Consider the following 25,474-nt stretch of genomic DNA (forward strand, 5'->3'; position numbering starts at 1 on the left):
GTAAATATTTTAAAGATAAAAAATCACTAGGCTATGATCCTAGTGATTCTTTATGCGCATGCCTCTCTCTTTTCGCAAACGGCATATACAAAGTGTAACATCCAATAAGCGCAGCTATTTCTAATGAAATAATATAGTAAGGATGCGGCCCTAACATATCGAGTAATGAAGCAGTTTCTGGCTTATGAGCTAAAAACATATAATTACCGCCTGTTTTGTAATTTACAAACGAAACAATCAGAATCAATATGTTTAAAAATATCATCGTACGTTTAATAGATTGTAATGTAGGACGATACCCTTCTACCCAAGTCATAAAGAGCGGTGCCCAAATGAGCAATACATGTGCGATGAAATATTCAATGAAACGAAAATGTGGAAAAGTATACTGCAAGTTCGGCGTTAAAATGGCTTGTGATGCACCAATAATTCCTGTAAAAAATACAATCTCATATATGCGGTAACTTTTCGTTACAATCATAATCGACGCTAATAATAAACTAATCGTACATAACTCAAACGGTAATGAAGTAGCTAGCTCAAAAATCCCCGCTTTCCACTCCCACATATAGAGCCCAATTTCACTACCTATAAATAAAAATGCAATCGCATATCGAACCGTTATATTCCACTCACTTTGACGCAATAAATCTTGGTATTGATACAGAAAAAATATCCCCACCAACATAATAAATAATATAAGGACGTGTTGTCTTGAGTATGGAATAAACGATTTTAATGGATGCGCACTAAAATAAGCTTCCATCTTCCTTCCTCCTCTCCTTCATACAATATTATTGTAAGAAAGAAACAACGAGTCAATTCATTTGCTTATACTAGGACAACCTCTACCTTACATTTACATATTCATACCTTACAAAACTGTAAGGTTATTGTAAGCTAAAACGATTTGTCAGATTCTTCACCTCTTCTATACTTAATGTAGATACTAAAACGAACGAAAAGGTGATAAATAGATGAAAAAGAAAAATAAAGTGTTAATTACTAGTGTAGTAGCAATTGGAATTGCAGCTGGATCATACTTTGCATTTGCTGGTGGTGGCGGTTCAGAAGTAGCAATGGCATATAGCGGATATAAAGTAACTGAAAAACAAATCCAAAACGCGCAAAAATTTGGTGGCGAAGTTATTCCAAACGGAATTGAAACTATTTCATTCGATCCAACAAAAGGAACATATGAATTAGCTGTAAAAAAAGGCGATGAAGTGAAAAAAGGTCAGCTTCTGTTTAAATACAATGACCCTACTGCTAAACAAGGTGTAACAGAAGCAGAAATGCAAAAGAAAATCGCACAAAAAGAAGTAACGTTGTTTCAAAAACAAATTGATGCAGCGAAACAAAAATTACAAAAAGATAAAAATGCAGGCCTTCCTTCTGAAGCATTAAAAGCATCAGAAGTTGAAGTTGGGCAATTAGAATCACAACTTGAAATGAAAAAGTTTGAAGTTGAAAAAGCTGATGAAATGATTAAAGCAGCAAAAGAAAAAGTAAACACACTTTCTGTAACAAGTCCTGCTGATGGCGTAATTGATGATATCGTGAAAACTGCTGACGAAAAAACAGGTATGAGCGGAATTACTCTTCGTCACGCTGGTCAATTCAAGGTAAAAGGTCAACTTTCTGAATATGAGCTTGCTAGTATGAAAGTTGGGCAAGAAGTAACTGTTTCCTCAAAAACTGTCGCTGGTAAGACTTGGACAGGAAAAGTAACAGAAATCGGTTCTACACCATTAAAGAGCATGGATGAAAATAAAACTGTTTCTAACTATCAATTCACTGTCACATTAGATAATAGTGACGAACTACAAAACGGCTTCCACGTATACGTAACAAGTAAATCTGGCGAAGCAACTGGTACAATTGTTCCGAAAAGCAGTATCGTGAAAAAAGGTGACAAAAATGTTGTCTTCGTTGTAAAAGACGGTAAAGCGAAAGAACAAGCAGTTACTGTTGAATTCGAGACTGATAGCGAATCAAAAGTTTCTGGAGTGAAAAAAGGAGAGGAAGTTATCTCTAAACCTGAAAAAGACTTAAAAGATGGTATGGAGGTTGTCGCCCAGTGATTAACTTAAAAGGCATCACGAAATCCTTCCAAAATGGTGCAGAATCCGTTCAAATATTACACGGAATTGACGTAACACTGAATCAAGGAGAATTCACTTCTATTATGGGACCTTCTGGTTCTGGTAAATCAACATTAATGAACATTATTGGTTGCTTAGATAAACCGACGACGGGTACGTACGAACTAGCTGGACAAAACATTTCAAACATGTCTGAAACAGAACTTGCACATGTTCGTAATAAAGAAATCGGATTCGTATTCCAAAACTTCATGTTATTACCGAGACTTACAGCACTTCAAAATGTAGAGCTACCTCTTATTTACGCTGGAGTTGATAAAAAAGAAAGACGCGAACGCTCATTAGCCGCTTTAACAAAAGTCGGTTTAGCTGATCGCGCTACTCACTTACCAAACGAATTATCCGGTGGTCAAAAGCAACGTGTCGCCGTTGCCCGCGCAATCGTAAATAACCCAAAATTCATTTTAGCCGATGAACCGACGGGAGCACTTGATACGAAAACAAGTACACAAATTATGGACCTCTTTTACGAATTAAATAAACAAGGCTCAACAATCATTATGATTACCCATGACCGTGAAATCGGGGAAGCTGCAGCACGTCAAATTGTAATTCGTGACGGAAATGTCGTCCAAGATTGGAGAGGTTAATTTTGAATACGAGTGAAAATATACGCATGGCCCTTTCCTCTATCTTTGCTCATAAAATGCGTTCCATCTTAACGATGCTAGGTATTATTATCGGTATTAGTGCCATTATTACTATCATTTCAATGGGTGATGGTACAAACGCAAAGTTTAAAAAAGAATTAGGCCAAGGAAAAGATAACGAAGTAACGATTTACTACAACAATCCTGATTACGGAACAGATAGTGCCAAAATCACACCTGATATGCTAAACCGTCTGCAAACTGTACCAGGCGTTAAAGATGTATATCCAGACGTAAGTATGAAAGTAAAAGCATCTGCTGGTTCAAAAGATGTAAATCTTGATTTAAAAGGTGGAACAGGCGCCTTTATGAAAGATTCGAAAATAAAATTAGTTCACGGTCGTGAATTAAATGACAGTGAACTAAACCAAGCAATCCCTGCTGTTATATTAAATGAAGAAGCTTTCAACAAATTATTTAGTGGTTGGGAATCAAACCAATACACAGATATAAAAGGAAAGCCTTATAAAATAGTCGGTGTATACGAAACGAAAAACGACTTTGGAATGCCTATGCCTGAAGGTTATACATCACTTGAAAATGCACCTGTAATTTCAGGAGTAAATGAGTATGACTCCGTAAGATTAACAATGACCTCTCCGACAGAACGTAAAAGTGTAGAAAAACAAGCCGTTTCTGTCTTAAACGAACTGAAAGCTCCTAAATTTGAGCACAAATTCGAAGCACAAGACTTAGGTGAATTTACGAAACAACTAGACGAATCAATCGGTATGATGAAAATGGTATTCGGTGGTATTGCTGCTATCTCCTTACTTGTTGGTGGTATCGGTGTAATGAACATCATGCTCGTATCTGTAACAGAACGTACACGTGAGATTGGTATTCGTAAAGCTCTTGGTGCAACACGTGGTAAAGTATTAACACAATTCTTAATCGAATCTTGTATTTTAACAGGACTTGGTGGTTTCATCGGATTCATGCTCGGTATTTTCTTCGCTTGGATCGTCTCAATCTTTGCTGGATGGCCACTCGTTGTCTCAAAAGAACTTGGACTTCTTGCAGTAGGTATTTCAATGCTGATCGGTATTGCATTCGGACTACTACCAGCTAACAAAGCTGCAAAACTTGATCCAATTGAATGTTTACGATATGAATAAACAAAAACGTAGGAGTTTACACTCCTGCGTTTTTTATTTACCTATTAAATCGAGTTTCTTCTATTATATATGTTTCACGTTACAACTATCATTCTATTACTCTTCATTATTTATAGGTACTAAGGCTATTATCTAATCCTATTATTGCAAAAATATTATGTAACAGACGAAAATCAAGGCGTAATTTTTTCCATACATCGACTGATTTTGTAACAATTATATCGATATTTTATTAAATTTCACCTCGTTTATATGTTTTCACACCTAAAAACATTATCATTTCATAACTAATTTTTCATTCAAACAGTAAAATACATCATTCTTGTAACACTACAGACACTCACGAGAAACATTACTGTAATATTATTAATGTTACAGTAATTGAAATGCTACTCATTTTGTGTTTTATATGCCCTGATACGCCAAAAAACAACAAGGAAGCGCTATCAGGATATTTATGGAATTGTTACAGAATATTAATGCCCCGTTACGAAAGCTTTGTAATTATATGTTTTTCGCAAATAAGAAAATAATGGTTGCTATAATGAGGTCAACGAAAACAAATGCAATGGAGGCTATTATGAAAAAATTTATGGGTATAGCAACAGCAGCGGTTTTTGGTCTTGGGATTTTCACAACATCTGCTAAAGCAGAAACAATCGTAACGACTGACGTACTAAACGTACGAGAAAACCCAACTACTGAATCAAAAGTTGTAGGAAAATTATTAGATGGATATAAAGTAAATGTTTTACATACAGAAAATGGTTGGTCAAAAGTTCAATTGAATAGCGGTAAAGAAGCTTTCATAAACGCTGACTATACAAAAGACACTTACTACGTAACAGCAAACGTATTAAACGTACGTGCTGGTGCAAACACAGATTCAGAGATTCTTGGTAAGTTGAAAAAAGATGATATAATCGAAACAACACACCAAGTACAAAATGATTGGATTCAATTTGAATATAACGGAAAAACAGCTTATGTTCATGTTCCTTACTTAACAGGTAAAGCTCCAATTAAAGTTCAGCCAGTAGTTAAAGTTGAAAAAACAACTACAGTTCAAGATACAGCTAAAGTTCGTGAAGCAGTTAAAGCTCAAGAAGTAGCTGAAACTCAAGCAAAAGCTAAGGCCGCGGAAGCAACTAAAGCTCGCGAAGCAGCTGAAGCTCAAGCAGAAGTTAAGGCTCAAGAAGCGGCTAAAGCTCGTGAAGCAGCTAAGAAGCAGCTAAAGCTCAGGCAGATGCTGAAGCTCAAGCAGAAGCTAAAGCTCAAGAGGCGGCTAAAGCTCGTGAAGCAGCTAAAGCTTAAAGCTCGTGAAGCAGCTAAAGCTCAAGCAGATGCTGAAGCTCAAGCAGCGGCTAAGGCTCAAGAAGCAGCTAAAGCTCGTGAAGCGGCTAAAGCTCAAGAAGCAGCTGAAGCTCGTGAAGCAGCTAAGGCTCAAGAAGCAGCTGAAGCTCGTGAAGCGGCTAAGGCTCAAGAAGCAGCTAAAGCTCGTGAAGCGGCTAAAGCTCAAAAACCAGCTACACAACAACCTGCTGCAAAAGAAACTGAAACAAGTACACCATCATCTTCTCGTGAGTTACGTGTTGTAGCAACAGCTTACACAGCAGATCCACTTGAAAATGGTTATAAAGCAGGCGACCAAGTAAAATCAGCTATGGGTCATAACTTAACAGCTAATCCAAACATGAAACTAATTGCAGTTGATCCAAGTGTCATTCCATTAGGTTCAAAAGTATGGGTTGAAGGTTACGGAGTAGCAATCGCTGGTGATACTGGTGGGGCTATTAAAGGTAATAAAATCGACGTTTTAATGCCAGATAAAGGCACATCAAGTAGCTGGGGACGTAAAACAGTTACAGTTAAAGTATTAAACTAGTTATAAAAAAGAGTCAGTCTCATCGTTGAGGCTGGCTCTTTTTTTACTCTATTAAACTACTGAAAAATGACATAGTAAATGAAACTATATCAACGATTTTTCGAATATATCTATCGTAACTTATAATATATCAACGATTCGACAAGAGATATCGATTTACCGACAAATTTCGACGTTAAAAGTACTTTAATATTAAAAAGGCGGTCCAAAATTTGGACCGCCCCCTATCTTCTCTATTCCACACAAGTAAACTGCGTCCAAGCTCCTACATAATTTAGTAAGAATAACTCCTCTTCCGCAATTGTACCGACGATATTTTTCCGTTCATCTATCGGCATTTCTTTTAAAATGATTTGCAGTTCACCTTTATACTTTCCGAATGAGTTATTACCAATTACAACTTGCCCTCTTTCCTGTAGCACACTTTCGCGCACTGGGAAGTCATAGTCTTTATATTTTTTACGCACTTCTGTAGAACGTATCATATACTCTGTTATGTCGCCGCGTCTTACATGTAATTCTTGCAGCGTAGCTCTCTTCTCTACTTCAGTCGCTTCGTCTACAAAGTGCACTTTTAGCTGTAACATGTAGCGATTTAAATTTCCTAGTTTTTCTAACTCCTCTTCACTTGCATAAGCATTTCCGATAATGACATCATCAATTAGCCCTGTTGCCCATAAATGCTTCGCTTGTACTTCAATTGGTAAATTACGATGCTCTTCTAACGTACATAATCCGTCGTTAATATCCCATGGACCGATGTTTGCGGCATGTGATGTAATAAAGGCTGCACTGCGAATACCATGCTTTTTAAAGCGTTCACTACAGCGAATGAAATAATCGTACGGAAGACCAGTGAATTTTTGCGGATAAAAATTATGGCAACCAATTAAAGCTGATTTATTCGCTTGATGCGAAAGAATATTTTCTAAGTACGCAATATCGTTACTTACATTTAACTCGATTTTTAAACCGTACGGATTATTCGTCATTTTCGCTTCCGTCAATCCGTCAAAGCCTACATCTAATCGAATACCATCTGCACCTAACTCTGCGAAAAATGATAGATCACTATAACTAATACCAAGCTGATCAAACACAGCTGGAGCTACATCTAAAATAACTTCCATATTGTTATCTTTCGCATGATTAATAATCTCTTTAAATTCAGCTATAATTTCTTCTTTCGGACGATTCACAGATAACAAACAAGTAAATATTCTTGAAAAACCGTGTCGTGCCGCTGACGAAATATAAGCCATATCTTTTTCTTTCGTTGAATGTTCTGGATAAAGTGAAATCCCTAATTTACGCTCCATGCTTTTGCATCTCCTTCACACGTTGTATTAATGCCATGCTCGTAAATCTATATTTTGCAGATAAACATGTTGCACATAAAATTGTCGGTACAATAATTACGTACGGTGAGTGTAGACCTAACATTACATATGCACCCATTGAACAACCGATAAATAAAACTGATACTAGTAGTAACACTAATAAGGATTTACTTTGTACCCATTTCGAATAATGGGCAATACACTGTCCGATCACAAATGTAATTAAGATGATAATTGCTCCGAGCATTCTGTTTTCTCCTCTCCTGCTAATTGTTGTTTCTCATACATTTTGAAGAATGGATAGTAAATAACGAATGAGATTACAAAGTTAACAAGTACAAGTACACCAGCCATAATTGTCCAGTCCGTACTAATCACCGCTGCAATTGGTGCTAACATCGTAAATGGCAATTTCGCCATCATGAGTGGAATCATACCTGAAACAACTGCGAAATATGATACTGTCGTTGTCACTAACGGTGTAATAACGAACGGAATAATTAAGATTGGGTTCATTACAATTGGTGCCCCGAAAATAATTGGCTCGTTAATATTGAATAAACCTGGTACGAATGATAATCTACCTAACTCTTTTAGGAACTTAGATTTAGAGAACATAAACATAATTACTAAAGCTAACGTTGAGCCAGATCCGCCAATCCATACGAACCATTGAATGAACTGCTCTGTAAATAAGTTTGGTAACTGATGTGCATTTCCTGTAGCCGTGAACACTTCCATATTTTCAAGAATTGCGGAATCCCACATCGGACGAATGATTGGTCCTAAAATTGCCGGTCCATGTATACCAAATGACCAGAAGAACACGATTAAGAATACTGTTAATAAACCACCGAATAAGTTATTTCCTACTAGTACTGATTTTAATGGTGCGATTAAGTATGTAATTGTTGTATTTACATCGAATTTCAAACCGTAGCGAATGCCCCAGAATAAAAGAATAACTACTAATGTTGGAATTAATGCTGCAAACGAATTTGAAACTGCTGGTGGTACACTGTCTGGTAATTTTATTGAGATATTATGCTTAATCATAAAATGATAAATTTCCACTGCAATTAATGCTGTCACAATTGCGCCGAATAAAGACGTTGCACTTAATGTTCCTACTGAAATATATCGACCTGCATCAATAACACCTGGTACAGCTTTCGTAATTTGAATTGGTTCAACTGATGCTAGTAAAAAGGCGAGTACAGATAGTAGCCCTGCACTTAATTGATTGAGCTGATAAAAGTTCGCGAGCGAAGCCCCTACTCCAAACGCTGCGTATAAGGCCATTAGTCCTACTGTAAATCGGAATGGAATATCTAAAATATGGCGAAACGGTGCAATCCATTCCATATATGCATCAATTGGTAAATTTAAAAAGATAACGAAAAATGACCCGACGATCGTTAACGGTAATGTAGAAATAACCCCATTTCGAATTGCCAATAAATGTCGTTGTCCTGCAATCTTTTGCGTTGTTGGCATAATCTTTTGTTCCATAAAACTCATAAACCCATTCATCAATAGCCCTCCTCTTTCTCTCTACTATAAAAGAATGAAATAAACTTTATAACATTATAATGTTTATATTTAAAAAGATATAATTATGCTAAAACTAATTGTTCTGCTTGCCTAAGCACTTTCAAACCATCACACATGCCATAATCTCGTTGGTCTATAATTGCAACTGGTATGTTGTATGAGTTTGCAAGAAACTCTACAGCTGGAAATAAATATTTCACTTGTGGACCGATTAAAACGACATCGGCTTCTTTTATTTCAAGTTTCACAAGTTCTGAATCAACCGCCTTAATTTTATAATTCTTCCCCTGTTTCTTTGCCTCTTCTTGCATTTTTCTTACGACCATACTCGTTGACATGCCTGCTGCACAACATAATAAAATATACATCTTATACTGTCACTTTCTCTTCTACTCGTTTATGAAGAGTAATAAATTCTTCAGCTAGTTCTTTCACTGTAATTGCATTCATTAAATGGTCTTGTGCGTGCACTAACAGTAAACTGATTTCTGCATGATTTCCTCTTGCCTCTTCTTGAATTAAATCCGTTTGAATACGATGTGCTGCTGAAATTTCCTCACTAGCAAGTTTCATCTTTTCACCCGCATTCTCAAAATCTCCTTGTCTTGCAAAAGCGATTGCTTCAAGCGCTGCACTTCTCGCATTGCCACCATGTAAAATTAATGCAAATGGAGTTTGCATATCAGCCATTTTAAATTCCCCCAAGCTATATGTTTTCTATATTTTTATATTATTATGAAAACGCATACAATTAAACATAAAAAACTTCCGTTATGTAACGGAAGTTTTTATATACTTTTTCAAAATGATAATAAAATCTCTTGAAAATCTTCAATTACCTCGGTCTGAGTAAGTTTCTCTATCGTAGTTTGACTAGACATAATATCATATAAAAAATCATAAAGCCTTTGCAAATCTTCATTATTACTGCGCTTTACACTAAATAAAATAATTACTTGTACTTTTTTATCTCCCCAATCAACAGCCTTTTCAAGTGTGCAAAACATCAAAAAAGTTTCCTCACTTAATAACTGCATCGGATGCGGGATTGCAACTGAATTCCCAACCGCTGTCGGAGACGTATTTTCTCTTTCCATAACAGAAGCATAAAAGTTTTCTTGTACATAATGTTTCTCAGCAGCTTTCTCACATAAAAACTGAATAACATCCTCTTTCGTAGAAGCACTATGATTTAAAAAAATTAAATCTTCCTTAATATAAGGCTGCACACTATTATTCACATGCGTAAACAACCGCTGACCAATCGATTTAATCTCTTTATCATCAAATATTGAATTCACTTTTATAACTGGAACAGGCAAGCCACTCGGTATATGAATCGTACTAATAATACAATCTATTTTTTCTTTATAAAGATCTTCTACTTTCAATTGATAATAGCCTGTAATACCTACAATCTCTAATTTATCTCGGAACTGTGATAAAATTTTATATTTTAATAGTTGTGCACTTCCTTGACCAGTCGCACAAACTAATAAGCATCTTTTCTTTTGATTTTGCTCCTGCAAACGGCTCATCGCTCCGCCGAAGTGAATTGCAATATAGCCAATTTCACTTTCAGGGATCGATTCACCCGTATATTCACCAATGATATCTCCAACAAGAACCGCAATTTCAAAAGCATACGGATAATTCTTTTTCACTTCTGCCAAAAGAGGATTTCTCGTATTTAACTTATACTTCAAACGATTTAATAACGTTTTTAAATGAATACCAAATCCAAATAATAATTCTTCATCATAATAAAAAATAAGATTCCGTTCTTCCGCTACTTTAAAAAGAATATGTTGCATAAATGCATATATATCTTTTCCTAATAGCTCTTCTACATTTTCATAGCGATCTCTCGTTGTAACAGCAGTACTTAATAAATGCATCGTCACATATAATACTTCTTCTTCTGGAAATGAAAATTTCAACTCTTTCTCTAAATCTCCTAAAATCTGCTTCGCAATTGTATATTCTTTCTTTATTATAAGTTCTGATTGCTCCGTATGCAGTTCTTTCATATAATGTTGACTTTGACAACGCTTTAATGCGATTGCAATATGAATGACTAAATTATCAATTTCTATATCAGATAAATATATTGTTCCACCTTCAATATACTTTAATATAATTGAACGGATGTGTGATATATAAGGTAGCGATAAATATGTCTCCGTCTGCTCAAATTGCTCATGAAACGGAGTATGGTCATAACGCGGTAAACCATATTGTGATAAACAAGAACGAATATTAAATTCCTCTCCAACAATACGTATACCATAATACGGTCTCTTCTCAATTTGTAATTTATAGCGACCACATATATCTGTAACATCTTTCATAATTAAATTAACCGTTGATTTGCTCACATAAATCTCTTCCGCTAATTCTGAAAGCTTCACATATCCCTCTGCCGTTAAAACACGCTGCAGAATGTACGCTATTCTTTCTTCATAAGAAGTTGGGATCTTTTCCGTCTGTTTTTGAAATAGACTCACACAAAAGTCTTCAAATTTCTTCGTTTGTATAATTTCTAATTCGTACCCAGTCCCTCTTTGCGATTCGATTTTCGCTCCGTTTTCTTCCAATATATCATTTAATAATTTTATATCCTTTTGAATCGTCTTCGTTGATACATGTAAACGGCCCGCTAAAAAAGCTCGATTTAACATCGATTTCTCTTCTAAAAACTCCTCTAAAATAGAAATTAATCGCTGCTGCACCTTTGTCATAGCTCTTCCTCTCGCTCTTTATATATAAAGGGGGAAAAGCTGCTGAAATCAGTAGTTTTTCCCCTTTATATTCTCTCTATTTCTTTAATATGAATCCGAATTTATCCCATGCTTGTAAATAATCTAATAAGAAAATTTCTTCTTCTATAATTCGACCAACTACATTTGTTTTTCCTGTATTCACCATATCTTTTAATGCAATTTGTAATTCGCCCTTATACTGGCCATATTGTTCATTATCAATTAATAAATCTCCACGCTTAATTTCGCGCGTATTATGAGGTTTAAACTCTTCTTTTTTATATTTCACACGACTTTGTGTAGAACGAATCATATATTCAGATACATCTCCGCGATAAAAATGTGGTTCGTCTAATACGATAATTCTTTCTAGTTCTGTCGTTGTATCATATAGTTCTATATCAAATGTTTGTTTCTCTTTATTTAATGCACCTAGTGCTTGTAATTCTTCTTCTGACGCATATGCGTTTGCAATAATAACATCATCAATTAATTCTGTCGCAAATAAATGCTTCGCCTGTGTTGTCATCGATAATTCACGATGCTGCTCTAATGTACATAACCCTTCTGTTACTGGCCAAGGTCCGTATGTTGCATCAAATGATGAAATAAAAGCAGCCGTTCTCATACCGTAATCTTTAAATTGTTTCGAGCATTTAATGAAATGATCGTATGATAACCCTGAATAACGATGCGGATAAAAATTATGACAACCAATTAAATTTTCACGATTTGGTCTATGACTCATAATGTTATCTACATACTTCGTACCATTGCTCATATTAATCTCAATTTTCAAACCATACGGATTATAAGTCATAATTGATTCTTCTAATCCTGAGAAACCAACATCTAAACGAATACCGTACGCACCTAATTCATGGAAGAATGATAAATCATTATACGAAATACCTAATTGTTCAAAAACAGATGGACTAATATCAACTAATACTTGGAACCCTAATGCATTCGCATGTGAGATCGTTTCTTTAAATTCTTCAATAATTTTCTCTTTTTCTCCATCCACAGATAATAAACATGTGAACACACGTGTAAATCCATATTTACTTGCTAATGTTAAATACTCCTTATCTTTCTCTACTGTTGAATGTTCTGGATAAATAGAAATACCTAATCGTCTCATATGTACACGCCTCTTTCTTCATCATATTGTAAACCTTTTCAAATATATGTAGTGAAAAAGTATATCTCCCCTTCTTGTTCACTACTCTTTTGAATCCGCTTTCTTTAAAGAAAAAACAATTTCTATCATTCTTAACACCTACAAGTCTATACATCTATACTTTACATCTTTTTTTCATAGTTGTGTAGCTTTTACACAAATTTGTCAGTTTTTCGCCTTAAAAATTGTTATCCGTTTTCAAGACACCTTCCTTGACTGTTGCATTGGCCAATACATATACTCGAAAGAAAAGAGATAAAGTGAAACTTTAATCAGTGAGGGGGGTGTTCATCCCCCACTGATTATTAGTTGAACCAATCGGGCATTTACGGGCAGTTGATCTCCCACCTAACTTCTTTGCTCCAGTCCGATTTTGAGGTGGGAGTTTTACTGCCCGTTAATAGCGGGAAAATTTTATATAGGGGATGAATATATGGGAGAAGCAATACTCGTAAAACGAGAACCGTTATGGACAAAAGAGTTTGTTGCTTTAATTTTTGCAAACTTATGTATGTTTTTAGGGTTTCAAATGTTAATTCCAACCTTACCTGTTTATGTGAAAGAAATTGGTGGCACAAGTTCCAATATCGGATTTGTTGTCGGTATGTTTACCGTTGCGGCACTTTTTGTTAGACCGCTAACTGGGAACGCCTTGCAAAAATTTAATAAAAAAATCATTTTAATGATCGGTACTGCTATCTGTTTACTCGCTATGGGCAGTTACCTTTTCGCCTCAACTATCTTTCTCTTGCTTGCTGTTCGTATTTTACACGGAGCTGGTTTCGGTATTACAACGACTACATATGGAACTGTCGTTTCTGATTTAATTCCCTCAGCTCGCCGCGGAGAAGGCATGGGATATTTTGGCCTTTCTGGAACAATTGCAATGGCCCTCGGTCCACTTATAGGACTATGGCTCATGCAAACATATAACTTCACAATTCTTTTTTTATGTGCACTATCGTGCACAATTGTTTCATTAATATTAACGAAACTACTTCAAATCCAAAAAACGAAACAGCCGCCACAACAATCATCTAGTACTTTTCTCGATGGATTTATTGAGCGTAAAGCTTTACTTCCTTCATTATTAATATTATGTATTACATTAATGTACGGAGGAATTGGAAGTTTTATCACACTATTTGCTACAGAAGTCGGCATAGCTGATATTAGCCTCTTCTTTTTATGTAATGCACTAGCAATTGCTGTAACTCGTCCATTCTCTGGAAGGCTATATGATGCGAAAGGCCATACATTCGTCATCATTCCGGGAGTTATTATAACGTTTACAGGCATTATTTTATTGTCGTATACGACGACAATTCCGAGCTTAATTATTGCTGCAGCATGTTACGGAAGTGGTTTTGGAGCGATCCAACCTGCACTACAAGCATGGATGATTGACCGCGTAGCACCGCATCGACGCGGCGTAGCAACAGCTACATTCTTCTCCGCATTTGACCTTGGAATCGGCGCTGGAGCGATTATATTTGGATTTATTGCTCATTTTACAAACTATGCAACTGTATATCGTTACTCCTCTCTATTACTTATTGCTTTTCTCTTCATTTACATTACAAGCATAAGAAAACAAAAGTATGGCGATAAAAACACGGAAAAAGCTGCTGGATAATTCAGTGGCTTTTTTATCGTGTTAAAAAAATTGTTTTCTCTCGTTTTGCTGTTATAAAACTACATGCATTTTCCTACATATTTTTTTAACTTTCATCAAAAAATATACGATGAACTCGCAGACGCTTTCCTTGATATTCAACTGAACAATACTATTCTAAAAAGTATGATTTCTTTACAAAATTAAGATTTATACAAGATGAAAACCAATAAAATACAGCTATTTCTTTAAGGTATTGTAAACTTTTCTACCCTTTGTAAATTTAGTGTAAATTTTACTAGCAAACCGTTTACAGTGACTCAAGGTTCAGTTAATAATTACATCGTACATGAAATTTAAGGAGTGGAATGCGTGGAATATAATGTTCAAGATATGATCTTCCAGTTCATTGGTGGATTAGGTATTTTCTTATTCGGGATTAAATACATGGGCGATGGACTGCAACAAGCAGCTGGAGATCGTCTTCGTGATATTCTAGATCGTTTTACAACAAACCCACTCATGGGTGTACTAGCAGGTATGTTAGTTACGGTATTAATCCAATCAAGCTCAGGAACAACCGCTTTAACAGTCGGACTTGTAAGCGCAGGATTTATGACATTAAGACAAGCAATCGGTGTTATTATGGGTGCAAACATCGGTACGACAGTTACTGCATTTATTATCGGAATTAAAATCGGAGAATACGCTCTCCCAATTATGGCAGTTGGAGCTATCTTATTATTCTTCTTTAAAAATAAAAAAGTACATTCTTTAGGTCAAGTTATATTCGGCTTTGGTATGTTATTCTTCGGTTTGGAATTAATGAGCGCAGGTATGAAACCTCTTCGCTCTTTAGAATCATTCCAAGAATTAACGGTTAGTATGAGTGATAACCCAATTTTAGGAGTTGTTGTCGGTACAGTCTTCACTTTAATTGTACAAAGCTCAAGCGCAACAATCGGTATTTTGCAAGAATTATTCGGTCAAGGTGCAATCGATTTACAAGCTGCCCTTCCTGTATTATTCGGTGATAACATCGGTACAACAATTACAGCTGTATTAGCAGCAATCGGTACTTCTATTGCCGCAAGACGTGCAGCATTAGTTCACGTTATCTTTAATATCGTCGGTACAATTATATTTACGATTTTATTAGTACCATTTACAAGCTTAATTCAATATTTCCAAACATCATTAAACTTAAATCCAGAAATGACAATTGCATTTGCACACGGAACATTTAACGTAACAAATGCAGTTATTCAATTCCCATTCATCGCTGTATTAGCATGGATTGTAACAAAACTTATTCGCGGCGAAGACTCTGCTATTGATTTCAAACCGCAACATTTAAACCCAATCTTTATTGAGCAATCTCCAGCTATCGCTTTAACAGAAGCTCAAAAAGAAATTATCCGTATGGCTGAGTTTTCATTACATGGATTAAAAGAAGCAAACCAATTTTTAAATACACAAGACAAAAAACACGCTGACATGGCTACTCAATTAGAAGGAGCTATTAACAATTTAGATAAAAAAATTACCGAGTATTTAGTTCTACTATCTGAAAAGCCGCTTTCACCTACGGATTCTGAAAAACATTCCGTTTTAGCAGGTGTTGTTGGAGATATTGAACGTGTTGGTGATCATGTAGAAAACCTTGTAGAACTTGTAGATTTCCAAATTTCAAATCGTGTTTCACTATCAGACGAAGCATTAGGTGAATTAAACGAAATGCTGGAATTAACGATTTCAACACTGCAAGACTCAGTTGAAGCTTTAACAAACTTCGATACCGAACTAGCTCAAACTGTTATTGCAAAAGAACGCAAAATCGACCAAATGGAACGTGTTCTTCGTAAACGTCACGTATTACGTCTAAACGAGCGTAGCTGTTCAGGTGATGCAAGTATCATCTTCGTCGATATGGTAAGTAACTTAGAACGCATTGGCGATCACGCTGTAAATATCGCTGACGGTGTTTTAGGTGAACAAGGAAAAATCAATTTAAAACAATCATTATAATGAAGAAAAGAGACGCTACATTAAGCGTCTCTTTTTTCACTTTATTTTAACAACTGTTCTTCCTTTTAACTTTCCTTGCAATATAAGTGCAAACTTCTCATCTAATTCTTCTAATGTACATTCTTCTGTATAAGACGCTAACTTTGAATTTTCCCATTCATCCGCTAACAATGTCCACACATCTCTTCTCACATCCACCGGGCATTGCACGGAATCTATCCCTAAAAGGCTTATGCCTCGTAAAATAAACGGATATACCGTTGTATGTAATTCCTGTCCTGCCACATTACCGCATGTCGTTACACAACCACCATACTTTACTGTTTTTAAAGCTGTTTCTAACATATGTCCACCTACAGTATCGATAACTCCGGCGTATATCCCTTTTAACATTGGTCTTCCTGATTCATCATTCAATTCCGCGCGATGAATCACTTTTTTCGCTCCTAGACGTAGTAGCATCTGTTCCTCTTCCATTTTCCCTGTCGCTCCTACTACATTAAACCCTAACTTACTTAAAATACTAACAGCTACACTCCCTACGCCGCCTGTAGCACCAGTTACTAGAACGTCTCCCATACCAGGATTAATTCCTGCTCCAATAAGCTTATATACCGACAAAGCAGCAGTAAAACCTGCTGTCCCATACATCATACTTTCCTTTAATGACATTCCTTCTGGTAAAGGCACGACCCAAGATGATGGGACGCGAATATATTCTCCGAAACCACCAGAGGTATTCATACCTAAGTCATATCCCGTTACAATAACTTGATCTCCTACATTAAAGGAGTTATCTTCACTTCTCACAACTTCTCCTGCGGCATCAATTCCTGGCGTATGAGGATACGTTCTCGTAACACCTTTATTACCAGTAGCTGAAAGGGCATCTTTGTAATTTAATGAAGAATAATGAACTTGTATGAATACGTCTCCCTCAGGTAAACTACTTACTTCTCTCTCAACAACTTTTCTTACAAACTGATGATTTTCCGTTTCGTTCACAACGATTGCTCGGAATGATGTATGATTCATTATGCTCTCTCCTTTATCCGTCAAATTCTTCTTTATTATATAGAAGAATTAAGTAAGCTTACTCATTTCTTCTTGGCTATATTTCAACAAATCTTACTTCCCTATCACTTTCTCATAATATATATTTTCATTTCTACCAAAAGCCCTTATACTTATTCTACATCTAAAAAAGAATATATAGAAAATCTGACTTTTTATAAATAAATTGAATTTTTACGAAATGTAAATGATTTGTAATGTTTTTTTTCGCTAAATTTCATTATAATAAGTGGATATGAGTGTCGTATTTCAATCCAAATGAAGGAGTACAGGAAATGGAGCAAAACCCATCTTTGCAAGAAAATACACGCAGTAAACCGAACAAAAATAAGAAAAAAATAAAAATTATTATAAGCGCTATACTATTCGTTTTATTAATAGGTGGCGGTTATACTTGGTTTTTAGTAAATAAAGCATCTTCTGCTGTTCGAAATGCCGCACACGATTTAGCACGCGGTGATAAATCAGATTTACGAGATAAAGCTGTTAAACCTATTACAAATAACGTCTCTGTTTTAATAATGGGTGTTGATGAAAGCGATGTCCGAGGAAAAGAATATGGTGAAGCTATAAGAACAGACGCGCTTTTACTTGCAACATTTAATAAAGATAGCAAAACTGTTAAACTATTAAGTATCCCACGTGACACATATACTTATATTCCAATAGAAAAGAAAAAAGATAAAATTACACATGCTCATGCATTCGGTTCTGCTAAAAACGGAAAAAATGGTGGACCACAAGCAAGCATTGATGCAGTTGAAAAATTAATGAATGTTCCTGTCGATTATTTTGTGAAATTTAACTTTAAATCATTTATAAAAATCGTCGATGACTTGGGCGGTGTTGAAGTTGATGTACCAGTTGAATTTACTGAGCAAGATAGCAATGATAATGCTGAGGCAATTCACCTAGAAAAAGGTGTTCAAAAGTTAAATGGCGAAGAAGCTCTTGCTCTTGCTAGAACAAGACACATCGATAGTGATGCAATGCGTGGACAACGTCAACAACTCGTTATCGAAGCTATTTTAAAGAAACTAACAAATGCTGGTTCTGTAACAAAAGTTGGCAACATCATTGATGATATTAACGGACAATTCGTTACAAACTTAACATTTGATGATATGCTTTCATTCTATAAGTACGGATCGGATTCGGAAATTGAGAAATTACAAATCCAAGGTGATGATTGCTATATGGCAAAAGGTGACGATACATGTAGCAAATCTGCTGGTGGTGGTCGAACTTACTACTACAATCCAGATAAAAAAGAATTAGCTAATGTTACAAATGAACTTCGTACTCATCTTGGGCTACCTGCATATACAAAGTCTGACTCAGACTCTGATTCGAAAAAGACAAAAGAATCTAAGTCTGAAAATTCAAGTGAACGCGAATCAAGTAACAATGAAGTGAAAAATAAGAACAAAAATAGCAGTGAAGATACAGAAACATCGTCTAACGACAATGAATAGTAAAGAAGCAGTACTCTATGGAGGTAGAGTACTGCTTCTTTTTATTTCGTCAGAATCAAAAATCAGAACTTTCTAACTATCTTTTTTAATATTTTTAAATTATAATAAACAGTAGCAATCTATTCCAATTATCAGGGGGCTCATACATATGAAAGCTGCAGTAAAACATAACATCTCAGATTTTAAAGACTACTTAAAATCCAACGATATATACATGGAAGAAAATATAGATGAAAATGATGGCTCTGTTCATTTTTCAGTAGGATTAGAGACAGAAGCTGGCGCAAAAATTCAACTTATCGCTGCTTTCCAAAACGAACATCCTACGGTGGATATATACTGCTTCAATGTTGCTCACGTGCCTGATGCAACATCAACAAATGATATTTTACATGTCATTAATGAATTAAACACATCTTATCGCTTTGCAAAATTCACATTAAACAAGCAAAATGCAATTGATATTTCAGCATCTCTTGCATTCTCAGAACCAAACTTTAATCCAGCACTTGTCTTTGAACATACGAGAATGCTATATAAATTAGCAAATGACGAATATAAAAACTTAATGAAAGTTATTTGGGCATAAATAAAAGGATGGGCTACAAGCAGCCCATCCTTTTATTTCGATATCATATCAATCCACATTTTAACAGCAGTGCCTATAATCAAAATCGATAACATATATTGCAGTGCTTTTTGATTGATCCTCTTCCCGACTCGCACTCCAAGCGGCGCAGCAAAGATACTTGCAACCGCAATAATAAGAGCTGGAATTACAACTACTTGACCAGTTATCACTTTTCCAGTCGTAATCCCTACTGAGGAAATAAACGTAATAGCGATAGATGTTGCTATTGTTGTACGTATCGGCAATTTTAAAATAACTAACATAATCGGTACTAATAAGAAAGAACCGCCAGCACCTATAATGCCTGATGCTCCTCCTACAATAAACGCTAACAAGCTTGCTAACCATTTATTATATGTCACTTCACCACTATTATTTCGTTTCGGTACGAACATCATAATAGCAGCAATTGTTGCTAACGCTGCATAAACAACATTGACCGTATGTTCCTCTAATATGTTAGCACCAAAGCTCCCTATGAAACTTCCTATTAAAATACTAGCTCCCATATACACAACTAACGTTTTATCCATATCATTACTTTTCCGATAAGCCCATGCGCCTGCAAAAGTTGCAAAGAATACTTGTACCGCTGTAATACCACTCACTTCATGTGACGTATAACCAGTAAATCCTAACAATACTGGAATGTATAAGATCATCGGATAATTAATAATCGCACCGCCAATTCCAACCATTCCTGATATAAACGATCCTATAAACCCAATTATAAAAAGTAATAATACTAAACTCACCTTACATCCCCCTCCTTCTAAAAAGAAGGTGATTTAAATGAATAAGTTTACATTCCCATCCGAAGCATCTGCTAAATATGCCCCTACGCCTGCAAACTCTATCCCTTCCATAATCTCTTCCTCTTTTAACCCTAATAAATCTACTGTCATTTGACAAGCTACAAGTTTAATTCCTTGTTCTTTCGCCAAATCAATTAAATCTGGCAAAGGCATTGCGTTATGTTTTTTCATAATGCCTTTAATCATCTTTGGCCCCATGCCAGCAAAATTCATTTTGGATAATCCCATCTTATCGGCACCGCGTGGCATCATTTTTCCAAATACTTTTTCTATAAATGTTTTCTTTACATTCACATGTTCATCTTTCCTTAAAGCATTTAATCCCCAGAAAGTATGAAAAATAGTTACCTCTTGGTCATACGCCGCTGCACCATTTGCAATAATATAAGCAGCCATTACTTTATCGTAATCTCCGCTAAATAACACGATTGTCGTTTTCTTCTGTTGTTCCATATTGTTCCTCCTTTAAATTACCTATAGGGGTATTTAATTATTTTTAAAAAGTCTCAAATCTTTTATCTCTATGCTATATGACTTTACCTTCCCAAGCTAACATACCACCTACCATATTGATTGCTCGAAAACCGTAACCTTCTAAAAATTGAACGGCTCTTGCACTTCTCGCGCCAGAGCGACAAACGATAATATATTCTTTCTTTTTATTCAACTCATGCATACGAAACTCTAATATCCTTAGCGGAATATTACATGCTTCTGGAATTTTTCCTTCAGCTACTTCTTCTACTTCACGGACATCCACAATATTTACTGCTTCTTTACGTAATAATTTTTCTTCTAATTCTTTTGCTGTCATTTCTTTCATTTTAAAGTCCTCCTCACAAACCATTCATACCACCTGAAACATTGATAAGGTGCTGGAATCCTAATTTCTTTAATACCTTTGCCGCTTGCTTACTTCTCATCCCGCTCTGACAAATAACGATTACTTCCGCATTTTTATCTAATTGATTTGCTTTACTAGCTAACTCATTTAACGGGATATTTCGAAATCCCTTCATATGATTCCCACTATATTCACCTACTGTACGAACATCGATAAATTGCTTCCCCTTTTTCCCCACTATACTCTTTAATTCTTTTCCACTTATATTTCGAACACCTTTTACCGGTAAAAAATGTGAAATAACAAATCCTGCAGCAAGTACAATGAAAAGCGTACTTAATATTGTGTTCATATAACTCCCCCTCTGTATTTATAAAATTATTTCTTTACTACGCCTTCCTAATCCAAAACTTTAGTACATCGCCTTCTTCTTCATGCTTTACAATGTCATGACCACTTTTATTTGCCCACGCTGGAATATCCTTAACTGACCCTTTATCCGTTACATGTATTTCTAACACTTCTCCAGTGTCTAAAGCATCCATTGCTCTCTTTGTTCTTACAATCGGCATTGGACATGCTAAACCTTTCGCATCTAATACTTGTTTTATATTCATGATCAATTCCTCCAATTTGTTATTTTTATAATGACTCATGCACTGCACAACGATTTGGGCCAATCTCCATTTCTTGCTCTTCTTCCACACTCGGATGAATTTTCCCCATATTCGTTTGACGAATTTCTTCATATGCATTTGGTTGTGGCGGTAAGTTCTCTGTCACAGCTTTACGAAACTCTATTTCATCAGCAATATTTAACCCTACATTCTCTTTAAATAAATCTTGTAAGCTCGCACTCACAACGCCTCTTTCATCCATTTCACTTATTTTTGAATAATGGGCTGGTAAAACAATTAAATCTTGAGACAGTTCCTTATAAAGTGTATATAACGTATTTCTTAAATCACTCACCCAATCTTCAGCCTTACCAGCAAGATCAGGACGCCCGATTGAATCTACAAATAAAATATCGCCTGATAATAAATAAGAATCATCTACAATGAATGACGTACTTCCAATCGTATGCCCTGGTGAGTATAATGCGTCAATTACAATTTTAGTACCCCCCACCGTAATAACAGATCCTTCAACAAGCGGTTCGTATGAGAAAACAACTTCCTCGGCATCTTTTGGCGGTAACCAATACGTACCACCTACCTTTTCAGCTAACTTACGTCCACCAGAAATATGGTCTGCATGTAAATGTGTATCCATTACATTCGTAATCGTAACGCCATGCTCTTTCGCAAACTCTTCATATGCCTCGGCTGTCCTTACCGCATCAATAACTGCTGCTTCACCGTTAGAAACAACCATATAAGATAAACAGCCTTTTCCAAGACGATTAAATTGATATATACTCCCTCCGCCCTGTACATCCCCTACTTTTAACGGCTTCACATATTCACTCCAAGCTTTCATTCCACCAGCTAAATAATAAATATTTTGTAATCCCGCTTCTGTTAATTGCTCTGCCACAAATATAGAAGACCCTTCTTTTGCACATACTACTAAAACATCTTTATCTTTAGGTAATTCACTTACAATATGATCTACACCATTTAACAAGTCAAAGTAAGGTTTATTAATAGAAGAAACTTGTTTCCCTTCAATTTTCCAATCTTCATAATCCGTCTCATTACGAACATCTAAAATGAATAACTCTCCGAATAAAACTTTCTCTGCAACATCTTTTGCTTGTAACATCTTAATGTCCATTTAATTACCCCCATAGGTATATTTTTGTTTAAAAAATTTTATTTCTCCACATTTCCTTGCCACCCTAACATACCAGGAATGACATTTTTCACATTTGAAAAACCTTTCTCTTTCAACATTTGGCAAGCTACATCACTGCGGTTACCAGTTCGACAAATAACATAAATTTGCTTCGTCTGATCTAACACTGCGCTGTCTAATTCACCTAATGGCACCGAAATGGCAGATGGAATATGGCCAAAAGCAAATTCCGCTGCTTCGCGAACATCTAATACAATGCTCTCTTCCCCATGAGACAATATAGACTGTAATTCTGCATTCGTAATTGTATGTGGATATTTCACAGCTTCATTCACTTCATGCTCGTTTGCTTTCCTAACATAATGCACCAATACATCACCCTCATGTTTCGTCCCGATATATTGATGTCCTACTTTACTCGCCCAACTTTTTATATCTACCGTAGATCCTTTATCTGTTGCCTTAACTTCAATCACCTGCCCTGGTGTTAACCCTTCTATCGCCTTCTTCGTTTTCACAATAGGCATCGGACAAGCCAAACCTTTACAATCTAAACTCATATCCACTTTTATACTCATAATCGATTCCTCCACAATTTATATACATATACCTGTAGGGGTATATTAAAATGTTTTTGAAAATCTGTCAACACTTACGTTTGACAGATTATCGGCTTTTTACAAGTAATTGAACAGCTTCTTTAATTAACTCTTCATTTGAACCATTGCCACTTTCAAACTGTTCACGTAAACAATGCTCTAAATTCGTTCCAACAACAAGTCCAATTGTACGATCAAGTGCAGAACGAGATGCCGTTAACTGTGTAATAACTTCTCGGCAATCTTTTCCTTCTTCCATCATACGAAGCACACCACGAACTTGACCTTCAATACGTTTCAATCTATTTTTCATATCTTGATTGTATTCCACTATAGACCACCTCCGTAATTGTAAATATATTATACATTACTTTATAACTTTGTATAATATCATATACCCTTCAGGGTATATTGTAAAGTTTTTAATCTTTAGACTGAAATTTATACTTACTTCACACTTTTTCTAAATCATATAAAAATAGGCCGAATCAACCATATGATTGGTTTCGGCCTATTTTTATTAATTTACGTTAATCATTATTAATTTAGCTACATTTCTATCATTAATCACAATCTCTTTTTTCTCATTATTCGGCAATAAAATTATATACTTTCCTTTTCTAGGAATCTTCCAAATCAATTTTCCTTCTTGATTAGTTTTCCCTATCGAAATCACGATTTCTTTACTAGGCTGAGGTAATTCATCTTTTATAAGCATAATTTCAAAGTCTTTTATCTGTTGTTTCTCTTTATTTTGAACATAGAAAGTTATAGGATTAACAACTTTACTAACATTCTCTTCGTTATTTACTATATAACTAGACATCATGATTATGACCAATATACAATACAAAATCCAAATAGAATTACTATATTTATTCAGACCATTTTTTAATATTATTAAACACATCGTCTGTTATCCGATTTCCAAAATTCATATTTTTATTTCCTCTTGTATGAATGGCTATTATTTTGATACCGGTATCGAAATACTGATATACAGGTGATCCACTTTGCCCCTCATAAGTATCAATCTTGTATGTTAACATTCTAGGAGAAACTCCCTCAATTGGACCATAGTCTCTCCACATTGTGTAACGTTCATTTCCTATTTTATCAGCGGGATATCCAGGAATCGCCGCAAGTAAACCTTTTGGTGATTCTACATAGGTAGTTCTATATCCCAACCAGCCAGTATAATCTCCTGGAGACCCATTTAATTTAATCGTTCCATAATCATAATCTGAATTTTCATTATCAGTCCATCCACTTACTGAATAGAGTTTTGTCCAACTATAAGGTAAATACGGTGCTTGGTTTCCATTTCTACCAGGGGTCACAATAACATTTGTCGCCCATCCACCAATTTCTTTATTGTAAATACAATGTCCAGCTGTAAGCACTGTATCTTTACTAATTAGTGCTCCTGTACACCCATAAACTTCTCCACTATTATACTGAGTCGCAACATGGACTATAGCGCTATACGGATATGAAGTTGTATCATTAACCCGTATTCGATCATCGCTTCCTATAACAGAATAGGTAAGAATATTAGGTGAATAATTTAACGTACTATTTTCCAAATATGCTCCCCAATCTTCCCCACCATGTTTTCGCCCTTCAAATGAGGGCGAAACAAGATCTTCTCCCCTTCGATCATTACTATACAATGATTGTTCTTGAAACAGTTCACGTTCTCCCTCATTTGAGACCGATGTCCACGGTACATCTTCTGCATACACCTTCTGATGCACCAAAAATACTATGCAAAAAAATATAAAAAGAACACCAAAACGATAAAGAGCCAACCTGCATCTTATAGAAATAAAGCTATCCAACATAACTTACCTCCTATACAAGTGATAGCAAACAATTGAGGATCCCTTTATAAATTCTAGTTTTTCTTTTTTTAGAAGTCAATGTAATTAACAAT

27 protein-coding genes are annotated in these 25,474 nt (G+C 35.5%); 8 read left to right on the forward strand and 19 right to left on the reverse strand.

The features are described 5' to 3' along the window. Positions 1-31: 31 nt before the first annotated feature. On the reverse strand, positions 32-766 hold the full coding sequence (locus DN403_RS17570) for a YwaF family protein (protein ID WP_000388716.1): 735 nt from the start codon (positions 764-766) through the stop codon (positions 32-34). Positions 767-977: 211 nt separating this feature from the next. On the opposite strand from DN403_RS17570, the gene DN403_RS17575 reads away from it, so the two are divergent. The 4 genes from DN403_RS17575 (at position 978) to entC (ending at position 5,818) form a co-directional block, all read left to right on the forward strand. Next, positions 978-2,084: an efflux RND transporter periplasmic adaptor subunit gene (locus tag DN403_RS17575; RefSeq protein WP_000728803.1), complete on the forward strand. Its 1,107-nt coding sequence runs from the start codon at positions 978-980 to the stop codon at positions 2,082-2,084. Continuing rightward, a complete protein-coding gene (locus DN403_RS17580) occupies positions 2,081-2,755 on the forward strand; it encodes an ABC transporter ATP-binding protein (RefSeq protein ID WP_000609101.1) in 675 nt (224 codons plus the stop codon). The genes DN403_RS17575 and DN403_RS17580 overlap by 4 nt, the downstream gene beginning before the upstream one ends. 26 nt (positions 2,756-2,781) lie before the next feature. Further along, entirely contained in the window at positions 2,782-3,933 is a 1,152-nt protein-coding gene (locus tag DN403_RS17585; protein ID WP_003309116.1) for an ABC transporter permease, read from the forward strand. Between the two features lie 580 nt (positions 3,934-4,513). Further along, positions 4,514-5,818, forward strand: coding sequence for a cell wall-binding protein EntC (entC, locus tag DN403_RS17590; RefSeq protein WP_276568408.1), 1,305 nt, complete (start codon positions 4,514-4,516; stop codon positions 5,816-5,818). Positions 5,819-6,051: 233 nt separating this feature from the next. Here the strand turns inward: entC and DN403_RS17595 are convergent, their stop codons facing one another. From DN403_RS17595 to DN403_RS17625, 7 genes are all read right to left on the reverse strand, one after another. Continuing rightward, positions 6,052-7,137: a DUF871 domain-containing protein gene (locus DN403_RS17595; protein WP_000440072.1), complete on the reverse strand. Its 1,086-nt coding sequence runs from the start codon at positions 7,135-7,137 to the stop codon at positions 6,052-6,054. Next, positions 7,127-7,405, reverse strand: a complete 279-nt coding sequence (locus tag DN403_RS17600; RefSeq protein WP_000900039.1) for a hypothetical protein — start codon at positions 7,403-7,405, stop codon at positions 7,127-7,129. Before DN403_RS17600 ends, DN403_RS17595 begins: the two co-directional genes overlap by 11 nt. Then, entirely contained in the window at positions 7,381-8,691 is a 1,311-nt protein-coding gene (locus tag DN403_RS17605; RefSeq protein ID WP_001013060.1) for a PTS sugar transporter subunit IIC, read from the reverse strand. The genes DN403_RS17600 and DN403_RS17605 overlap by 25 nt, the downstream gene beginning before the upstream one ends. A gap of 83 nt (positions 8,692-8,774) precedes the next feature. Next, positions 8,775-9,080, reverse strand: a complete 306-nt coding sequence (locus DN403_RS17610; RefSeq protein WP_000275645.1) for a PTS sugar transporter subunit IIB — start codon at positions 9,078-9,080, stop codon at positions 8,775-8,777. Position 9,081: 1 nt separating this feature from the next. Next, complete coding sequence (locus tag DN403_RS17615; RefSeq protein ID WP_000774623.1) at positions 9,082-9,402, reverse strand: PTS lactose/cellobiose transporter subunit IIA; 321 nt, start codon at positions 9,400-9,402, stop codon at positions 9,082-9,084. Positions 9,403-9,512: 110 nt separating this feature from the next. Then, entirely contained in the window at positions 9,513-11,453 is a 1,941-nt protein-coding gene (locus DN403_RS17620) for a BglG family transcription antiterminator (protein ID WP_000170101.1), read from the reverse strand. 76 nt (positions 11,454-11,529) lie between these two features. Continuing rightward, positions 11,530-12,618 carry a DUF871 domain-containing protein gene (locus DN403_RS17625; protein ID WP_001253355.1) on the reverse strand — a complete coding sequence of 363 codons (1,089 nt, stop codon included), beginning with the start codon at positions 12,616-12,618 and terminating at the stop codon, positions 11,530-11,532. Positions 12,619-13,090: 472 nt separating this feature from the next. Between DN403_RS17625 and DN403_RS17635 the strand changes: the two genes are divergently transcribed. Together DN403_RS17635 and DN403_RS17640 are read left to right on the forward strand one after the other, a co-directional pair. After that, positions 13,091-14,293: an MFS transporter gene (locus DN403_RS17635; RefSeq protein WP_000503241.1), complete on the forward strand. Its 1,203-nt coding sequence runs from the start codon at positions 13,091-13,093 to the stop codon at positions 14,291-14,293. Between the two features lie 351 nt (positions 14,294-14,644). After that, positions 14,645-16,300, forward strand: coding sequence for a Na/Pi cotransporter family protein (locus tag DN403_RS17640; protein ID WP_000456251.1), 1,656 nt, complete (start codon positions 14,645-14,647; stop codon positions 16,298-16,300). A gap of 36 nt (positions 16,301-16,336) precedes the next feature. Here the strand turns inward: DN403_RS17640 and DN403_RS17645 are convergent, their stop codons facing one another. Next, positions 16,337-17,374: a YhdH/YhfP family quinone oxidoreductase gene (locus DN403_RS17645; RefSeq protein WP_223697953.1), complete on the reverse strand. Its 1,038-nt coding sequence runs from the start codon at positions 17,372-17,374 to the stop codon at positions 16,337-16,339. Between the two features lie 275 nt (positions 17,375-17,649). Between DN403_RS17645 and DN403_RS17650 the strand changes: the two genes are divergently transcribed. Both DN403_RS17650 and DN403_RS17655 read left to right on the forward strand, forming a co-directional pair. Next, complete coding sequence (locus tag DN403_RS17650; RefSeq protein WP_000437427.1) at positions 17,650-18,849, forward strand: LCP family protein; 1,200 nt, start codon at positions 17,650-17,652, stop codon at positions 18,847-18,849. 148 nt (positions 18,850-18,997) lie between these two features. After that, complete coding sequence (locus DN403_RS17655) at positions 18,998-19,438, forward strand: hypothetical protein (protein ID WP_000642361.1); 441 nt, start codon at positions 18,998-19,000, stop codon at positions 19,436-19,438. A gap of 32 nt (positions 19,439-19,470) precedes the next feature. On the opposite strand, the gene DN403_RS17660 is transcribed toward DN403_RS17655, so the two are convergent. The 10 genes from DN403_RS17660 to DN403_RS17705 all read right to left on the reverse strand — a co-directional run bounded on the left by DN403_RS17660 (position 19,471) and on the right by DN403_RS17705 (position 25,382). Then, the gene (locus DN403_RS17660; protein ID WP_086398166.1) at positions 19,471-20,235 is read right to left on the reverse strand and encodes a sulfite exporter TauE/SafE family protein; all 765 of its coding nucleotides are present in this window, start codon (positions 20,233-20,235) and stop codon (positions 19,471-19,473) included. Positions 20,236-20,268: 33 nt separating this feature from the next. Beyond that, positions 20,269-20,748 (reverse strand): DsrE/DsrF/DrsH-like family protein, encoded by a 480-nt coding sequence (locus tag DN403_RS17665; RefSeq protein WP_017762811.1) that lies wholly within the window; start codon positions 20,746-20,748, stop codon positions 20,269-20,271. A 73-nt stretch (positions 20,749-20,821) separates the two neighbouring features. Then, positions 20,822-21,118 (reverse strand): rhodanese-like domain-containing protein, encoded by a 297-nt coding sequence (locus tag DN403_RS17670; protein ID WP_000661799.1) that lies wholly within the window; start codon positions 21,116-21,118, stop codon positions 20,822-20,824. Between the two features lie 13 nt (positions 21,119-21,131). Continuing rightward, positions 21,132-21,491, reverse strand: a complete 360-nt coding sequence (locus tag DN403_RS17675; RefSeq protein WP_017762810.1) for a rhodanese-like domain-containing protein — start codon at positions 21,489-21,491, stop codon at positions 21,132-21,134. Between the two features lie 37 nt (positions 21,492-21,528). Continuing rightward, positions 21,529-21,756, reverse strand: coding sequence for a sulfurtransferase TusA family protein (locus tag DN403_RS17680; RefSeq protein ID WP_050558476.1), 228 nt, complete (start codon positions 21,754-21,756; stop codon positions 21,529-21,531). Positions 21,757-21,781: 25 nt separating this feature from the next. Then, positions 21,782-22,918, reverse strand: a complete 1,137-nt coding sequence (locus DN403_RS17685; RefSeq protein WP_017762808.1) for an MBL fold metallo-hydrolase — start codon at positions 22,916-22,918, stop codon at positions 21,782-21,784. 38 nt (positions 22,919-22,956) lie between these two features. Further along, a complete protein-coding gene (locus tag DN403_RS17690) occupies positions 22,957-23,517 on the reverse strand; it encodes a sulfurtransferase TusA family protein (protein ID WP_000023975.1) in 561 nt (186 codons plus the stop codon). Positions 23,518-23,605: 88 nt separating this feature from the next. Then, entirely contained in the window at positions 23,606-23,869 is a 264-nt protein-coding gene (locus DN403_RS17695; RefSeq protein ID WP_000456202.1) for a metal-sensitive transcriptional regulator, read from the reverse strand. A gap of 189 nt (positions 23,870-24,058) precedes the next feature. After that, positions 24,059-24,448: a DUF2606 family protein gene (locus DN403_RS17700; protein ID WP_000335660.1), complete on the reverse strand. Its 390-nt coding sequence runs from the start codon at positions 24,446-24,448 to the stop codon at positions 24,059-24,061. Next, entirely contained in the window at positions 24,414-25,382 is a 969-nt protein-coding gene (locus tag DN403_RS17705; protein WP_000887271.1) for a trypsin-like serine peptidase, read from the reverse strand. The genes DN403_RS17700 and DN403_RS17705 overlap by 35 nt, the downstream gene beginning before the upstream one ends. Between the last annotated feature and the right edge of the window lie 92 nt (positions 25,383-25,474).

The organism is Bacillus sp. AY2-1 (assembly GCF_008368965.1).
In the GTDB taxonomy this organism is placed as follows: Bacteria; Bacillota; Bacilli; order Bacillales; family Bacillaceae_G; genus Bacillus_A; species Bacillus_A thuringiensis_S.

Coding starts and splice junctions, on each gene's coding strand:
- DN403_RS17570 (WP_000388716.1), bottom strand. CDS start 766: ATGGAAGCTTATTTTAGTGCGCATCCATTAAAATCGTTTATTCCATAC.
- DN403_RS17575 (WP_000728803.1), top strand. CDS start 978: ATGAAAAAGAAAAATAAAGTGTTAATTACTAGTGTAGTAGCAATTGGA.
- DN403_RS17585 (WP_003309116.1), top strand. CDS start 2,782: ATGGCCCTTTCCTCTATCTTTGCTCATAAAATGCGTTCCATCTTAACG.
- entC (WP_276568408.1), top strand. CDS start 4,514: ATGAAAAAATTTATGGGTATAGCAACAGCAGCGGTTTTTGGTCTTGGG.
- DN403_RS17595 (WP_000440072.1), bottom strand. CDS start 7,137: ATGGAGCGTAAATTAGGGATTTCACTTTATCCAGAACATTCAACGAAA.
- DN403_RS17600 (WP_000900039.1), bottom strand. CDS start 7,405: ATGCTCGGAGCAATTATCATCTTAATTACATTTGTGATCGGACAGTGT.
- DN403_RS17605 (WP_001013060.1), bottom strand. CDS start 8,691: ATGAATGGGTTTATGAGTTTTATGGAACAAAAGATTATGCCAACAACG.
- DN403_RS17610 (WP_000275645.1), bottom strand. CDS start 9,080: ATGTATATTTTATTATGTTGTGCAGCAGGCATGTCAACGAGTATGGTC.
- DN403_RS17615 (WP_000774623.1), bottom strand. CDS start 9,402: ATGGCTGATATGCAAACTCCATTTGCATTAATTTTACATGGTGGCAAT.
- DN403_RS17620 (WP_000170101.1), bottom strand. CDS start 11,453: ATGACAAAGGTGCAGCAGCGATTAATTTCTATTTTAGAGGAGTTTTTA.
- DN403_RS17625 (WP_001253355.1), bottom strand. CDS start 12,618: ATGAGACGATTAGGTATTTCTATTTATCCAGAACATTCAACAGTAGAG.
- DN403_RS17635 (WP_000503241.1), top strand. CDS start 13,091: ATGGGAGAAGCAATACTCGTAAAACGAGAACCGTTATGGACAAAAGAG.
- DN403_RS17650 (WP_000437427.1), top strand. CDS start 17,650: ATGGAGCAAAACCCATCTTTGCAAGAAAATACACGCAGTAAACCGAAC.
- DN403_RS17655 (WP_000642361.1), top strand. CDS start 18,998: ATGAAAGCTGCAGTAAAACATAACATCTCAGATTTTAAAGACTACTTA.
- DN403_RS17665 (WP_017762811.1), bottom strand. CDS start 20,748: ATGGAACAACAGAAGAAAACGACAATCGTGTTATTTAGCGGAGATTAC.
- DN403_RS17670 (WP_000661799.1), bottom strand. CDS start 21,118: ATGAAAGAAATGACAGCAAAAGAATTAGAAGAAAAATTATTACGTAAA.
- DN403_RS17675 (WP_017762810.1), bottom strand. CDS start 21,491: ATGAACACAATATTAAGTACGCTTTTCATTGTACTTGCTGCAGGATTT.
- DN403_RS17680 (WP_050558476.1), bottom strand. CDS start 21,756: ATGAATATAAAACAAGTATTAGATGCGAAAGGTTTAGCATGTCCAATG.
- DN403_RS17685 (WP_017762808.1), bottom strand. CDS start 22,918: ATGGACATTAAGATGTTACAAGCAAAAGATGTTGCAGAGAAAGTTTTA.
- DN403_RS17690 (WP_000023975.1), bottom strand. CDS start 23,517: ATGAGTATAAAAGTGGATATGAGTTTAGATTGTAAAGGTTTGGCTTGT.
- DN403_RS17700 (WP_000335660.1), bottom strand. CDS start 24,448: ATGTGTTTAATAATATTAAAAAATGGTCTGAATAAATATAGTAATTCT.
- DN403_RS17705 (WP_000887271.1), bottom strand. CDS start 25,382: ATGTTGGATAGCTTTATTTCTATAAGATGCAGGTTGGCTCTTTATCGT.